The organism is Corynebacterium sp. P3-F1, from assembly GCF_030503635.1.
Lineage (GTDB): Bacteria > Actinomycetota > Actinomycetes > Mycobacteriales > Mycobacteriaceae > Corynebacterium.
In genome coordinates this window covers 61,090-74,793 of record NZ_CP129965.1, presented here as the reverse complement: position 1 = coordinate 74,793, position 13,704 = coordinate 61,090, and the positions used below count along the sequence as shown (strand labels likewise).

The following is a 13,704-nucleotide window of genomic DNA, read 5'->3' as shown; positions in this document are numbered from 1 at the left end:
GAGTACGAACACATGCCTAACGCGATCCCGCTCCGTTCCCGCGTCACCACCGTCGGACGCCAAGCTGCCGGCGCCCGTGCGTTGTGGAAAGCCACCGGCACGAAAGACAACGAATTCGGCCGCCCGATCGTGGCCATCGTGAACTCCTACACCCAGTTCGTTCCGGGCCACGTGCACCTGAAGAACGTCGGCGACATTGTCGCTGAAGCCGTGCGTGAAGCCGGCGGCATCCCGAAGGAATTCAACACCATCGCTGTCGACGACGGTATCGCCATGGGTCACGGCGGCATGCTGTACTCGCTGCCTAGCCGCGAGATCATCTCCGATTCTGTCGAGTACATGGTCAATGCCCACACCGTGGACGCGATGGTCTGTATCTCCAACTGCGACAAGATCACCCCGGGCATGCTCAACGCGGCGATGCGCCTGAACATCCCGGCCGTCTTCGTCTCCGGAGGCCCAATGGAGGCTGGCAAGGCCGTGGTCATCGACGGGATCGCCCAGACGGGAACGAAGACAAATCTCGTCGACGCCATGTCCAGCTCTGCCAACGATGCGATTTCCGACGCCGACTTGGACCGCATCGTCGAATCCGCCTGCCCCACCTGCGGCTCGTGCTCAGGCATGTTCACCGCCAACTCGATGAACTGCCTGACCGAGGCACTGGGCTTGTCGCTGCCCGGCAACGGCACGACCCTGGCCACCCACACCGCCCGCCGCCGCCTTTTCGAACGCGCCGGCGAGGCCGTCATGGACATCGCCCGCCGCTACTACGGCGAAGGCGACGAAACGGTGCTCCCGCGCAGCATCGCCACCCGCGAGGCGTTCCGCAACGCCATGGCGTTGGACATGGCGATGGGCGGTTCATCAAACACGATCCTGCACACCCTTGCCGCAGCGCAGGAGGGCGAAGTCAACTTCGACCTGAAAGACATCGACGAGCTCTCCCACGAGATCGCCTGCATTTCCAAGGTCGCGCCCAACGGTGATGCCCACATCGAGGATGTGCACCGCGCCGGTGGTATCCCCCGCATCCTGGGCGAGCTGAACCGCGCCGGCTTGCTCAACACCGATGTCCACTCCGTCGCCTATTCGAACCTCCAGGACTGGCTCGACGACTGGGACATCCGCGGCGGTAAGGCGACCGACGAAGCCATCGAGCTCTTCCACGCGGCTCCCGGCGGTGTCCGCTCTTCCGAAGCCTTCTCCCAGTCCAACCGCTGGGATGAGTTGGACACGGATCCGGTGAGTGGCGTCATCCACGATTTCGAGCACCCCTTCACCTCCGACGGTGGCTTGGTCGTCCTGCGCGGCAACCTCGCCGAAGATGGCGCTATCTTGAAGACTGCGGGTGTCGAGGGAGAGCTCTGGGAGTTCTCGGGCCCGGCCCGCGTCGTCGATTCGCAGGAACAGGCAGTCTCGATGATTCTCGCCCGCGAAGTTCAACCGGGCGATGTCGTTGTCATCCGCTACGAGGGCCCCGCCGGCGGACCCGGCATGCAGGAAATGCTGCACCCGACATCGTTCCTCAAGGGTGCCGGCCTGGGTAAGGTGTGCGCTCTGATCACCGACGGCCGTTTCTCCGGCGGAACCTCCGGTCTTTCCATCGGCCACATCTCCCCCGAGGCGGCGCAGGGTGGCCTGATTGGCTTGATCGAGAACGGCGACACCATCCGCATTTCCGTCCGCGACCGCAAGCTGCAGCTCGAGGTCGACGACGATGTGCTGGACCGTCGCCGCGCCGAGATGGAGCAGCGCGACAACCCCTTCACCCCGAACCGAACCCGCCACGTGACCAAGGCGCTGCGCGCCTACTCGAAGATGGCAACCTCCGCCGACAAGGGTGCTGTCCGGCGCGTCGACTAAGCTCCTGGTTCGACCCCGTTCCATGTTTGAACCAGGATGAGAACATGCCGCTTCTTTTGCTGCTCGGCGTCGTGCTCGGCGCCCTCAATCTCGGCCAAAGCTTGAGCTTCGCCGCGCACGAAACGCTTCTCGACGTCGGTGTGTTCCGCGATGCCGGCGCCGCCTTCATTAACGGCGATCCGTTGTACCAGGGATTTCCCACCCGAAGCGGATTCGCCTTCATCTACCCGCCATTCGCTGCCCTACTTTTCGTTCCCTTGACCTGGGTGTCCGAACTGGCGATGGACATCCTGTGGAACTGCTCCATTGTGGCCGCGCTGTTCGGCATCATGGCGATGGCGTGCCACCGCTTGAGTCTGCGACCGTGGTGGGCATGGGCTGCCGCGTTGACCGGTTTTGCCACCTGCTTGGACACGATGTCATCGAACCTCTACTACGGCCAGATCAACATCTTCCTCATCCTGCTGGTCACTGCTGACGTGCTCGGGTACACGCCTAAACCCGTGCGCGGCATCGGAATCGGCATCGCAGCCGGAATCAAACTCACCCCGGCGGCTTTCGGGGTCATCTTCCTGGTGCGCAAAGACTGGTGGTCCGTGGCCCGCTCCGCCGGTTTCTTCCTGCTCACCGCTGTCATTGGCTTCATTTTCCGCCCACGTGAATCGGTCTACTTCTGGACGGAGGAGTTCTTCGCTACCGACCGTGGAGGCGACGTCTTCTATCCCCCCAATCAAGGTCTCGGCGGCATGCTGTCACGGGGGCTGGTGGACGCGGGAGTCGTCGAAAAGCTTACTCCCATCATTTTGGTTTTGTTCGCCGCCGCGAGCATCTTTGTCGCTTACCGGCTAGAGCAGCGCGGCCGCAGCGTCGAAGCGCTTCTCATCGTGGTGCTGGGCATTTCTCTCGGCGGCCCATTCGCGGTGTCCCACCACTGGGCCGGCATCGTCCTCGTCCTACCCTTGATCTTCACCGTGCGCGAACAGGGGCTGCGCTTCCTTCTCGCTGTCGCTGCCGGTGCCTGGATCGTGCCCAGCTACGAACTCGTGGCAGAAGAAAAAGCCCAGGAATTCGCGTGGCCGCTGTGGTTCAACAGTAACATCATCGGCCTGATGGGCCTCGCGATATTCGTGGGCTACTTCATCTTCAGCTTCGGCGGGCGCCTGAATGGGCAGGCTCTAGAGGAACCACCACATGAGGATGGCAGCGGCAATACCGAGCGCCGCGCAGATCCAGGAGCTGACCATCGGTCGACGCGTCCAGCTGCGGCTGAAGTCGACTCCGAAGACACCCGGGCCGGTGAACTGAACCGCTAGAGCCATGCCCAGCAAGGAAATGGCCAGCCAGATCGACGGCTCCCATGCGAACACATTGGATGCATTCTCTGCGGCGTCCACAGCGTGGATCGCCCCAAAACCCGTGGCCGCCACCGCGATCATCGCCGCGATCGGAGTGAGCAGGCCGAGCACGAGGAACACGCCGGATGCCAATCCCATCGTCGGCAAGGCGATGGCCAGAGCGCGGGGGTAGTTGTAATCCGCGAGCTGCTCCTCGAGCCCTGCCAGTCCCGCGTTCCCGCCGAGCTGGAAAAGAATCCCCAGCGAGGTGATGATCAAGACGGCGCCGAGAACCAGACGCAGGATGAGCAGACCCACATCGATCGTGCCGCGGCCGATCGGTGGCTGAGGTGCATCCGCGCTCGACGCCCCTGCGGTGCCTGCCGCAGCGGTGTCTGTCCCCACAGCCGCGCCTGCGTCGAGGCCCTCCGTGGCCTCCGTGGTGTGGAGCGTGCCAGCGGTGCTCACGGTGCTAGCTGCAACCGGCGCTTCGGTCTTGGCCGCAGTGCCAGCCGCAGGCTCGTCGACACGCTCGACATCGATGTCAATGGGCTTAGATTTCGGCGCCTTGTTTGCCTCCGGAGCGGTATTCGTGGCACGCAGATCGTCGTCACGCTTCGGGCTCTCCGCCTCCGCAGGCTTCGGTGTCGCCGGGAGAACCTCCGTCGGCGCGGCTTTGCCGGTGCGGGTGTAGACGTTCGTGGTCGGAACCTCGAGGTCGTCGAGCTCGGTGACCTCCTCAAGTTTGTTAGCGGGCTTCTTGCTGCCTTTGTCAGTCATGGTCCCAAACTTAAGGCAGCCCGACCTCGCTATCCGGCTGCCACGCAGGGAGGACCGATCTATACACGGAGGCAGTCGCCGGGCTGAGCGCGAAGCTAGCCCCGGGTGCGCGAGGCGGTCGCTCCGGCCCAGATGTTGATGCCGGCGTCGTGCGCAATGCCGTCGATAAGCGCGAGTTCTTCTTCGCTGAAGCTGAGGTTGTTCACGGCGTCCAGGTTGTCATCCAGCTGCTCCACGCTCGAGGCACCGATGAGCGCGCTCGTGACCGTGCGCTCTTCCTGGTCGCGCAGCACCCATGCGATGGCCATCTGGGCGAGCGTCTGCCCGCGCTGCCTTGCCACATCGTTGAGTTTGCGCACCATCTCGAGATTGGCCTCGCTGAGCATGTCTTCGCTGAGCGACTTTCCTGCAGCCGCACGGGAACCGGCCGGGATTCCGTCGAGGTAACGGTCGGTCAGTAGACCTTGCGCAAGCGGCGAGAAAGCGATGACACCGAGGCCGCTCTCCGCCGCGGACTGCAGCAAAGATGCCCCGTCCTCACCCGGCTCCTCCACCCAGCGGTTCACCATTGAATAGCTCGGCTGATGAATGAGCAGCGGGCACCCCTCCCCCGCCATGATCTCGGCCGCCTCGGCGGTGAGCTCGGGGCCGTACGAAGAAATGCCCACGTAGAGCGCTTTGCCCGACGCCACGATGTCGCGCAGCGCGTACATCGTCTCCTCCAGAGGCGTATCCGGATCCGGGCGGTGATGGTAGAAGATGTCCACATAGTCGAGCCCCAGGCTTTTCAGCGAACGGTCGAGAGAGGACATGAGGTACTTCCGGGAGCCACCGAAACCGTACGGCCCGTCGTGCATGTGCCACCCGGCCTTCGAGGAAATGATCAGCTCGTCGCGGTGCGCGGCGAAATCCTCCGCGAGAATCCGTCCTGCGTTCTTCTCCGCGGACCCAGCCGGAGGGCCGTAATTATTAGCCAAATCGAAATGCGTGACGCCGCGGTCGAACGCCCGGCGCATGATCGCGCGCTGCGTCTCGATCGGCTTATCGTCGCCGAAATTGTGCCAGAAGCCGAGTGACACCCGAGGCAACTTCAAACCGGAGTGACCGACGCGCCGGAACCAGCCCTCACTAGTAGCTTCGTATCGGTGCGGGTCAGCGGTGTAGGCATCCATGACCGCCCATTGTGCCACAGTTCTGTTACCCTCGATCCGCTCACGATTTTCTCGAGAAGAAAGTTCTCCCATGAAGAAAACCCTGAAAGTGGCGATGGCTCTCGTCGGCCTCACAGTCGGCGCCGGCTTCGCCTCAGGCCAAGAAGTCATCCAATACTTCCTCTCCTTCGGCTATTGGGGAATTGTCGGTGCCGCGGTGGCGGGCATTACCATCGCTATTTTCAGCGCATGGGTCTACCAGCTTGGCTCCTACTACCTCGCTGAAGACCACAGCGCTGTGTTCAAGAGTGTCTCCCGGCCCTTCCTTGCCAAGTACATGGACATCACGACGATGATCACGCTGTTCTGCATCGGCTTCGTCATGGTCGCCGGTGCCGGATCCAACATGGAGCAGCAATTCGGTTTCCCCACATGGGTGGGCTCCGCCATCATGGTCGTGCTGCTCGTCCTGTCCGGTTTCCTAGACATCGATAAGCTCACCAACGTGATCTCTCTGATCACTCCGCTGCTGATCGTCTGCATCATCGGAGCCTTCGTGATCACGCTCATGAACATGCCGGACAACCTTGGCGAGCTCAACGAATTAGCCCAGACCAACCCGCATGCTTCCGGCACATTCGGCAACTGGCTTGTCACCGCGCTGAACTACGCCACCTTGGTCATGATCATGGACTGCTCCATGATGCTCGTCTTCGCCGGGTCCCACATGAACCCGGCGCAGACTGGAAAGGGTGGTCTGCTCGGCGGCATCATGTTCGCGGTCCTGCTGATGATTCTCGTGTTCATCCTATTCTTCAACATGGAGCACATCTTGGACTCGGATCTGCCTCTGCTGAAGGTCTTCGACACCATGCACCCCGTGGTGGGCACGGCAGTGTCCATCGTGATCTACCTGATGATCTACAACACCGCCGTGGGCCTGTTCTACGCCCTCGGCCGCCGCCTCAGCCACGACAAGCCGAGTAAATTCCGCCCGTACTACCTCATCGTCGTGGCGGTCGGCTTCGCCCTGTCCTTCATCGGCTTCGCGGACCTGGTCGGCTGGGTCTACCCGGTTCTGGGCTACCTGGGCCTGATTCTGGGCATCGTCATGGGTGTCGCCTGGTTCCGCGACCGCCAGAACATCAAGGACGAGACTGGGCGCCGCGAGCGCCTCGCCGAACTCGCGGAGACACAGCTGCACCCCGAGTCGGACAATCTGTCTCCCGATGAGCGGGCGGAGGTCGACGAACTAACGGCCGACTCCAACATCAGCGACCAGAACTTGTGGCACTCCGTCCAAGAAGAGGTCGCGGCGGACCTCGACGCGGACGATTCCAACGATTTCAGCCTCAAGAATGTCCCCGCGCTCGACCCCGAATCCGATTCTTATGGCGGTGCCCCTGAGGCCGCAGGAGACAACATCGACTGGTCGTCCTACGAAGAGATGTACAAGACCGGCGAGTTCCCAGCCGTCAAGCCCGAGAAGAAGTAGCTTCCCCGCTTAGCGGCGCTTCCGCGAACCTGCCCCCAGCCAGCCCACCCACGCTGGTTCGGGGGCTTTCTTCGGCTCCACTGCGCGAAAGGCGCCCCAATCGGTGGTGCTGGGACTCGATTGTTACCGTTTGCGGTCTAGGCCCAACGGCGGGCCCAGGCGGTTTAGTCCGAGAGCTTCTTTGCGATGATCTCGTTGATCGACTTCGGATCCGCCTTGCCCTGGGTGGCCTTCATGACTGCGCCGACAATGGCACCGGTGACCTTGGTGTTGCCGGCTTTGTACTTCTCCACGATGTCGGGGTTGGTTGCCAGGGCCTCATCAACGGCGGCTTCGATGGCGTCGTCGTCGCGGACGACCTCGAGGCCGCGCTTCGCCACGACCTCGTCGACATTGCCTTCGCCTTCGATGACACCGTCGATTGCCTGGCGGCCGAGCTTGGTGGTCAGCTTGCCTTCCTTGACCAGTTCCACGACGCGTGCGACGTCGGCCGGGGTGACGCCGAGGGCGTCGAGGTCGCGGCCGAGCTCGTTCGCCTTGCCGGCGATGTAGGACACCCACCAGGCGCGAGCTTCATCCGGGGTGGTTCCGGCTTCAACCGTGTCGACGATGAGGTCGAGGGCGCCAGCGTTGACCAGGTCGCGGAACTCCTTCTCGGGTAGCTGCCACTCCTCCTGGATACGAGCGCGGCGGACCCACGGCAGCTCCGGCAGGGTGGCCCGGATCTCCTCAACCCACTCCGGTTTAGCAATCACAGGCGGCAGGTCCGGGTCGTTGAAGTAACGGTATTCGCTGGCCTCTTCCTTAGGGCGGCCCTTGGACGTCGAACCGTCAGTCTCCTGGTAGTGGCGGGTTTCCTGGACCACTTCCCCGCCGTCCGTTAGGACGGCGGCCTGGCGCTGCATTTCGTAGCGCACTGCCTGCTCAACGGACTTGAGGGAGTTGATGTTCTTCGTCTCAGTGCGGGTGCCGAATTTCTCCTGGCCCTTCGGACGGAGGGAGACGTTCGCGTCGCAACGCATGGAGCCCTGGTCCATGCGCGCATCGGACACACCGAGCGCCTTGACCAGCTCGCGCAGCGCACCGACGTACGCGCGTGCGACTTCGGGGGCGCGCTCCCCTGCGCCGATGATCGGCTTGGTCACAATCTCGATTAGAGGGATGCCCGCGCGGTTGCAGTCCACCAGCGAAGCCGTCGCACCGGAAATGCGGCCGGAGGCGGACCCCAGGTGGGTCAGCTTGCCGGTGTCCTCCTCCATGTGGGCGCGCTCGATTTCGACGCGCCACTCGGTGCCGTCGTCAAGCACGACGTCGAGGTAGCCGTCGTAGGCGATCGGCTCGTCGTACTGCGAGATCTGGTAATTCTTCGGCTGGTCCGGGTAGAAGTAATTTTTGCGCGCGAAGCGGGATGATTCCGCGATCTTGCAGTTGAGCGCCAGACCGATCTTGATGGCCCATTCGACACCCTTAGCGTTGACTACCGGCAGCGCGCCCGGCAGACCGAGGGAGACGGGGTCGATGTTGGTGTTCGGCTCCGCGCCGAAGTGGGCGGAGGAGGTGGAGAACATCTTGGTCTCGGTAGCCAGCTCCACGTGCACCTCTAGACCCATCACCGGGTCGTACTTTTCCAGGACGTCGCTGTAATCCATCAGGTCGTACGCAGTCATGCTTGCCAAGTGTAATGCCCGTCCACCGTCACCGAGACATAGCTCCGCTTACTGTTGCGGCTGTTGCCGCGTCTGCGCGGCTGTGTCAGGAGGTCGCTTCCCAGACCTGGCGGTAACTCGCCGCCAGAGACTCGACAGTCTCGTGCGCGTTCAGTCCACTCGGGTTGCCCACCACCCACACGGGCACGCCAGCGATCGTCTCAGCTTGAAGCCCCCGCTGTGCTTTCCTCCTGCCGAAAGCATCGCGGTACGCACCGACGCCAGCAATCATCACAGCAGCAGGGCGATGCTTAACGACGACTCCTTCCAGCCTCTTTGCCCCCTCCACCAATTCGTCCCTGGTCAACTCGGACGCCTTGGGTGTCATCCGGTCGACGAGGTTGGCGAAACCAATCCCCTGTCTGGCGAGCATGTCCTCGTCCTGCGCCGCCAACCCGTCGCTTGCCTGCACCCTGTAGGGCGTAATTCCGGCGGCTTCCAACGCGGGCCAGAAACGGTTGCCGGGGTGGGCGAATGGCGCGTCCACCACCTCGGACAGCGTTCCCGGGTTGATGCCCACGATGAGCAGCCGGCAAGGGTTGGGAATTCGGTCGTGCATTTTTCCAACCATAGCGCGGTGCCTCAGTGCCGCATGAGGGCTAGATTGAACATATGTGGACCGATGAAGTGAATCAGCTCAAACAAGAACGGAACGCCGTCATCCTGGCGCACAATTACCAGATTCCTGAAATCCAGGACATCGCCGATTTCACCGGTGATTCGCTGGCTCTTTCCCGTATCGCGGCTGATACCGACGCAGATGTCATAGTTTTCTGCGGCGTGCATTTCATGGCTGAAAGCGCCAAGATTCTCAGCCCCGGTAAGACGGTTCTCATTCCCGACGAAGACGCCGGTTGTTCCTTGGCCGACTCCATCACTGCTGATCAGTTACGGGAATGGAAAGCCGAGCACCCGGACGCGCTGGTGGTCAGCTACGTCAACACCACCGCAGATGTGAAGGCACTCACCGATATCTGCTGCACTTCGTCCAATGCCGTGGACGTGGTCAACTCCATCGACCCGGACCAGGACATTCTCTTCTGCCCCGACCAATTCCTTGGCGCCCACGTCAAGCGCCAAACTGGCCGCGAGAATATTCACATCTGGGCTGGCGAATGCCACGTCCACGCAGGAATTAACGGCAAGGAACTCGCCGACCAAGCCGCCGCACACCCTGATGCACCTTTGTACATCCACCCCGAGTGCGGATGCGCGAATTCCGCGATCTTCCTCGCCGGTGAAGGCGTCATCGCTCCGGAGCGGGTCCACATGCTCTCCACCGGCGGTATGCTCGACCAAGCGGACCGCGACAAGCAGGGCACCGTCCTCGTTGCCACTGAAGTGGGCATGCTGTACCAACTGCAGAAAAAGTCGCCGATGGCGGATTTCCAGCCGGTCAACCCCCAGGCTTCGTGCAAGTACATGAAGATGATCACGCCGGAGAAGCTCGTCGCCAGCCTCCGCGACATGCGCGACGAAGTCACGGTGCCGGAGGATATCGCTGATAAGGCACGCCAGTCGCTGGAGCGCATGATCGCCATCGGCAACCCGGGCAGCGGCGAGTGACACCGCATGAGCACACCACTGAATAAGGGGACCACGGTACGCCTCATCCGTCTCGGCCTCGACGAAGATTTCGCGCACGGACCCGACGCCACCTCAGAAGCGACTGTCGACGCCGATGCAGTACTCACCGCCCACGTCGTCCCGCGCAAGCCCGGTGTGGTCGCGGGCCTCGACACTGTCGTGTGGACCATGCATGAAGTCTCCCCCGACATCGATGTGACCCTGCACGCTTCCGACGGCGACCACGTCGCGCCGGGCGACCGTCTCGCCACAGTCGCCGGCCCAGCGCGAGCGGTCCTGTCGGCGGAACGCACTGCGTTGAATTTGCTCACCTACGCCAGCGGCATCGCCACCCAGACCTTCCAGTGGGCGGCGGTGCTCGAGGGCACAGGCGCCCGGGTACGCGACTCTCGAAAAACATTACCCGGGTACCGCGACCTGGCTAAATACGCGGTGAGGTGCGGCGGCGGAGTCAACCACCGGATGAGCTTGGGCGACGCCGTCTTGATCAAGGACAACCACGTCGCCAGCGTCGGATCCGTGGCAGAAGCGTATCGGCGCACCACCGCCGCTTTCCCGGACCTCCCCAGCGAGATCGAGGTGGACAACCTCGAGCAGCTCGAAGAAGTACTGGCATTCTCCCCCGATCTGGTCATGCTGGATAATTTCGGGGTGGAGGAGACGCGGGAGGCCGTCGATAAGCGGAATGCCCTGTCCGCTGGAACGAAGCTGGAGTCGTCGGGCGGGCTGACTCTCGACCGTGCCCGCGCCTATGCCGAAACGGGCGTGGACTTCCTTGCGGTCGGCGCGCTCACGCATTCCGTGACCATCCTCGATATCGGTCTCGACGCCTAACATTCATAGGCTCAGCAATGTAGCCTGATCGGCGTGATAAATGATGTGAGATCCTCTCGGGCACCTTTCGTGCTCGGGTTTATTTTATTTGTCCTAATAGCGGCGGCAATCGCATTTCCACGCTTTGTCGACGCAACGACGAGCGCTTCTGAAACGAACACCCCGAGCAACCCCGTCGAGCTGGGAAATGTCAGTCTCCCCGACGGCAACGGTGGGACTCTCGAATGCTCCAACCCGTCGGGTTTCGGAGGAGACACCTCCATCTGGGATTGCGGCGAGACGAGAATTCTCGGCCGTTCCGCGCGCACGCCGGACGACCCGACCATGGCTCTCGCGCGCTATTACCGGGCGGCGGCGCTCGAGCGCACCGTCGACACCGATGGTGTCGAGTCCCCGCGAAGCGGAGTGCACGTGAAGGCCAACGGCGAAAGCGGCGCTGACGCGCTTGTCGCGGTCTCGGTCGCCGACGGCGAGACCACCCGGTACTTCTCCTTCGGCGGAGATAAGGCAGGAGAACTGTCTCTACGGCTTATCGACGGCGCCGCTGTCGCCACTAGCGAAAAGGAGGCCTCCGAATGAACGACAAACTGATGCTGTACCTCCGCATCGCCGCAGCGGTTCTCTTCCTCGCCGCCGGCGTATGGTCCACGATCTATCTTGTGGGTCTGCCGTTCAACGGAACCACAACCGCATTGTGTGCCCTGCTGGCGGCGCTCTGGCTGCTTCTCGCCTGGCTCCTCTTGCGTGGACATCCCGGTCGTCTGATTAATTCCACGCCCGGGTTCATCGTCGCCGGGTTCTTCTTCGGCATGGTTCTGATTGCCCCGGCAGTGGCGACGAACTCGTCCGCCATCGCATTCAAAAACTGGCTGGGCCTAAGTAACCTGCAGTTCGGCATGCTCTCTCCGATCACCGAAGAGCTGCTCAAATTCACCACTGTGTTCGTGCTGTGCACGGTGGTCTTCCGCATCCGCCGCCCGATCGAGGCCGTGGTGGTGGGCATCGCCGTTGGCTTTGGTTTCTCAGCGGGCGAGAATGCCACCTACGTGCTCAAAGGCGCGCTCGAGAACCTCAACTCGGACGTCCTGGGCTCCCTCACCGGCTTCGGCATTCGCACGATCGCTGGGCCGTGGTCCCACTCCATTTACACCGGTCTGGCGGCGTGGGGCTTGGGTCAATTCCTGTGCCGCACCGACAAGACGATCGGCTGGCGCACGGCTCAGCTCATCGGCTGGTACCTCGTCGGGTACGCCACCCACGCCATTTTCAATTCCGCTGCGGAATTGCCGGGCGAGATCGCCCCAATTATCGGCTTCTTCGCCACTTTATTGCTCAGTTGGATGGGCGGACCGTGGCTCTACCTCCGCAGCCGCAAGATCGGCCGGCGGGATCTCGCCGACGCTTGTTCGACCGCCGCGCATTCGGCCTAGGGCTTAAGCCGCGCCTCGAGCGCGGTCTTCACCTCGGGCCACTCGGTGTCCAGGATCGAATAAACGCAGGTATCGCGGACGAGACCGCTCTTGAGGATCTTGTGGCGGCGCAGCACCCCGTCGAGCTTGGCGCCGAGGCTCTCGATGGCCGCGCGCGACTGCCGGTTCATGTAGTGCGTGCGGATCTCCACGCGCAGGCACCCGAGATCCTCGAAAGCGCGCTGGAGCATGAGCAGCTTCGCCGCCTTGTTGAACGGTGTGCCCTGCGCGTCTTTGGTGATCCACGTGGAGCCGATTTCAATGCTCCGGTTCGCCGGGTCCGGGTGCAGGAACGTGGTCACACCGATGGCGTTGCCCTCCGGATCGACGATCGCCCAGGGGGCACGTTCACCACGCCTCTGATCAGCGAGATTCGACTCGATGTACTCGGGAACTCCCGCGGGAGTCGGAATGTGGTCCTGGTACCACAGCTCGGACAGGTCCCCGACGTGGAAAGCGAGCGACTCCGCATGATCGAGGCTCAACGGTTCCAGTGTCACCCACTGGTTGCTCAGCGTCGGGTTGTCGCTGAAGTCCTCGTCGCGGGAACTCATTGCATCCTCCGGAAATAGTCGACGGTGCGCGCCACACCTTCATAGAGCATGACAGTGGGCTCCCATCCTAGTACTTCCCGTGCACGGGAATAAGACAGGGCAGACCGTGGGACGTCGCCAAGCCGCGGCGGGAAATTCTCCGGATTGTCAGGCGCTCCCGCATGTCGCGCAACGAGGCTGTGCAGATCCCGGTCGGTTGTCTCGATCGCGGTGCCGATGTTGAAGCGCTGCCCGTCTCCGCGCTCCCCTGCCGCCAGCACGAACGCGCGGGCAACATCACCCACGTACACGTAGTCGCGGGTGTTCGTGCCACCGCCGAAAATCTTCGTCGTGTTTCCGCGCAGCAGGTTCTCCGCGAAGATCGCCACAACGCCGGCCTCGCCATGCGGGTTCTGGCGCGGCCCGTACACGTTCGCTGGCGCGATGAAGCTCGCCTGAATGCCGTACAGGTGGCGGAAGGTGCCCAGGTATTGCTCACCCGCCAGCTTCGACGCCGCATAGGGCGAGTGAGGATCGACCGGGAAAGATTCGTCGACGGGGAACGTGTCAGGCGAACCGTAAATCGAGCCGCCAGAAGAGGTGTGCACGATCTTCCGGACGCCCGCTTTTCGCGCCGCGTCCGCGAGCTTGATCGTCGCCAGAATATTAGCTTCCGCATCCCCAACTGGGTCCTCGACGGACTTCCGCACATCAATCTGCGCGGCGAGGTGGAAGATCACCTCAGGTGCCAGCTTATCGACGACACCCCCAATCCCGTCGCCCCCAATATCCCCCTCGACGAGCTCCACGGTCGGCTGATGGCTGAGATTCTCCATCCGGCCACTGCTGAGGTCGTCCACGACAGCGACATCGTGCCCGTCCTCAATCAGCAGGTCGACGAGATGAGAACCGATGAACCCGGCACCGCCGGTGACGAGAGTGCGCACGC

Annotated in this window: 12 protein-coding genes and 1 pseudogene; 7 read left to right on the top strand and 6 right to left on the bottom strand. The window is 62.7% G+C overall.

The window, feature by feature from the left end; all coding sequences use genetic code 11:
- Positions 1-12 precede the first annotated feature (12 nt).
- Together ilvD and QYQ98_RS00345 are read left to right on the top strand one after the other, a co-directional pair.
- Positions 13-1,866 (top strand): dihydroxy-acid dehydratase, encoded by a 1,854-nt coding sequence (gene ilvD, locus QYQ98_RS00350; RefSeq protein WP_302006802.1) that lies wholly within the window; start codon positions 13-15, stop codon positions 1,864-1,866.
- 44 nt (positions 1,867-1,910) lie between these two features.
- Positions 1,911-2,750 (top strand): annotated as a pseudogene (locus QYQ98_RS00345) (glycosyltransferase 87 family protein); the annotation flags it as partial.
- A gap of 291 nt (positions 2,751-3,041) precedes the next feature.
- Here QYQ98_RS00345 and QYQ98_RS00340 read toward each other — a convergent pair.
- Together QYQ98_RS00340 and mgrA are read right to left on the bottom strand one after the other, a co-directional pair.
- The gene (locus QYQ98_RS00340; RefSeq protein WP_302006801.1) at positions 3,042-3,980 is read right to left on the bottom strand and encodes a DoxX family protein; all 939 of its coding nucleotides are present in this window, start codon (positions 3,978-3,980) and stop codon (positions 3,042-3,044) included.
- Positions 3,981-4,075: 95 nt separating this feature from the next.
- Complete coding sequence (gene mgrA, locus QYQ98_RS00335) at positions 4,076-5,152, bottom strand: L-glyceraldehyde 3-phosphate reductase (protein WP_302006800.1); 1,077 nt, start codon at positions 5,150-5,152, stop codon at positions 4,076-4,078.
- Between the two features lie 70 nt (positions 5,153-5,222).
- Here mgrA and QYQ98_RS00330 point away from each other — a divergent pair, with 70 nt between their 5' ends.
- The gene (locus QYQ98_RS00330) at positions 5,223-6,626 is read left to right on the top strand and encodes a hypothetical protein (protein ID WP_302006799.1); all 1,404 of its coding nucleotides are present in this window, start codon (positions 5,223-5,225) and stop codon (positions 6,624-6,626) included.
- A 164-nt stretch (positions 6,627-6,790) separates the two neighbouring features.
- Here QYQ98_RS00330 and gatB read toward each other — a convergent pair whose 3' ends face one another.
- On the bottom strand, positions 6,791-8,293 hold the full coding sequence (gene gatB / locus QYQ98_RS00325) for an Asp-tRNA(Asn)/Glu-tRNA(Gln) amidotransferase subunit GatB (RefSeq protein WP_302006798.1): 1,503 nt from the start codon (positions 8,291-8,293) through the stop codon (positions 6,791-6,793).
- Positions 8,294-8,378: 85 nt separating this feature from the next.
- The gene (locus tag QYQ98_RS00320) at positions 8,379-8,891 is read right to left on the bottom strand and encodes a mismatch-specific DNA-glycosylase (protein ID WP_302006797.1); all 513 of its coding nucleotides are present in this window, start codon (positions 8,889-8,891) and stop codon (positions 8,379-8,381) included.
- 53 nt (positions 8,892-8,944) lie between these two features.
- Here QYQ98_RS00320 and nadA point away from each other — a divergent pair, with 53 nt between their 5' ends.
- From nadA to QYQ98_RS00300, 4 genes are read left to right on the top strand one after another with little or no spacing between them, the layout of a single operon-like run.
- Complete coding sequence (gene nadA / locus QYQ98_RS00315) at positions 8,945-9,898, top strand: quinolinate synthase NadA (protein WP_302006796.1); 954 nt, start codon at positions 8,945-8,947, stop codon at positions 9,896-9,898.
- A 6-nt stretch (positions 9,899-9,904) separates the two neighbouring features.
- Complete coding sequence (nadC, locus tag QYQ98_RS00310; RefSeq protein ID WP_302006795.1) at positions 9,905-10,753, top strand: carboxylating nicotinate-nucleotide diphosphorylase; 849 nt, start codon at positions 9,905-9,907, stop codon at positions 10,751-10,753.
- A gap of 33 nt (positions 10,754-10,786) precedes the next feature.
- Positions 10,787-11,332 (top strand): hypothetical protein, encoded by a 546-nt coding sequence (locus QYQ98_RS00305; protein WP_302006794.1) that lies wholly within the window; start codon positions 10,787-10,789, stop codon positions 11,330-11,332.
- Complete coding sequence (locus QYQ98_RS00300; RefSeq protein ID WP_302006793.1) at positions 11,329-12,183, top strand: PrsW family glutamic-type intramembrane protease; 855 nt, start codon at positions 11,329-11,331, stop codon at positions 12,181-12,183. Before QYQ98_RS00305 ends, QYQ98_RS00300 begins: the two co-directional genes overlap by 4 nt.
- Here QYQ98_RS00300 and QYQ98_RS00295 read toward each other — a convergent pair.
- Both QYQ98_RS00295 and QYQ98_RS00290 read right to left on the bottom strand, forming a co-directional pair.
- On the bottom strand, positions 12,180-12,776 hold the full coding sequence (locus QYQ98_RS00295) for a GNAT family N-acetyltransferase (protein ID WP_302006792.1): 597 nt from the start codon (positions 12,774-12,776) through the stop codon (positions 12,180-12,182). The two genes, QYQ98_RS00300 and QYQ98_RS00295, sit on opposite strands and share 4 nt — an antisense overlap.
- Positions 12,773-13,702 carry an NAD-dependent epimerase/dehydratase family protein gene (locus QYQ98_RS00290; RefSeq protein WP_302006790.1) on the bottom strand — a complete coding sequence of 310 codons (930 nt, stop codon included), beginning with the start codon at positions 13,700-13,702 and terminating at the stop codon, positions 12,773-12,775. The genes QYQ98_RS00295 and QYQ98_RS00290 overlap by 4 nt, the downstream gene beginning before the upstream one ends.
- Positions 13,703-13,704 lie beyond the last annotated feature (2 nt).

Bases quoted from the DNA above. Each gene is read 5' to 3' on its own strand.
- ilvD (WP_302006802.1), top strand. From the start codon at position 13: ATGCCTAACGCGATCCCGCTCCGTTCCCGCGTCACCACCGTCGGACGC.
- QYQ98_RS00340 (WP_302006801.1), bottom strand. From the start codon at position 3,980: ATGACTGACAAAGGCAGCAAGAAGCCCGCTAACAAACTTGAGGAGGTC.
- mgrA (WP_302006800.1), bottom strand. From the start codon at position 5,152: ATGGATGCCTACACCGCTGACCCGCACCGATACGAAGCTACTAGTGAG.
- QYQ98_RS00330 (WP_302006799.1), top strand. From the start codon at position 5,223: ATGAAGAAAACCCTGAAAGTGGCGATGGCTCTCGTCGGCCTCACAGTC.
- gatB (WP_302006798.1), bottom strand. From the start codon at position 8,293: ATGACTGCGTACGACCTGATGGATTACAGCGACGTCCTGGAAAAGTAC.
- QYQ98_RS00320 (WP_302006797.1), bottom strand. From the start codon at position 8,891: ATGCACGACCGAATTCCCAACCCTTGCCGGCTGCTCATCGTGGGCATC.
- nadA (WP_302006796.1), top strand. From the start codon at position 8,945: ATGTGGACCGATGAAGTGAATCAGCTCAAACAAGAACGGAACGCCGTC.
- nadC (WP_302006795.1), top strand. From the start codon at position 9,905: ATGAGCACACCACTGAATAAGGGGACCACGGTACGCCTCATCCGTCTC.
- QYQ98_RS00300 (WP_302006793.1), top strand. From the start codon at position 11,329: ATGAACGACAAACTGATGCTGTACCTCCGCATCGCCGCAGCGGTTCTC.
- QYQ98_RS00295 (WP_302006792.1), bottom strand. From the start codon at position 12,776: ATGAGTTCCCGCGACGAGGACTTCAGCGACAACCCGACGCTGAGCAAC.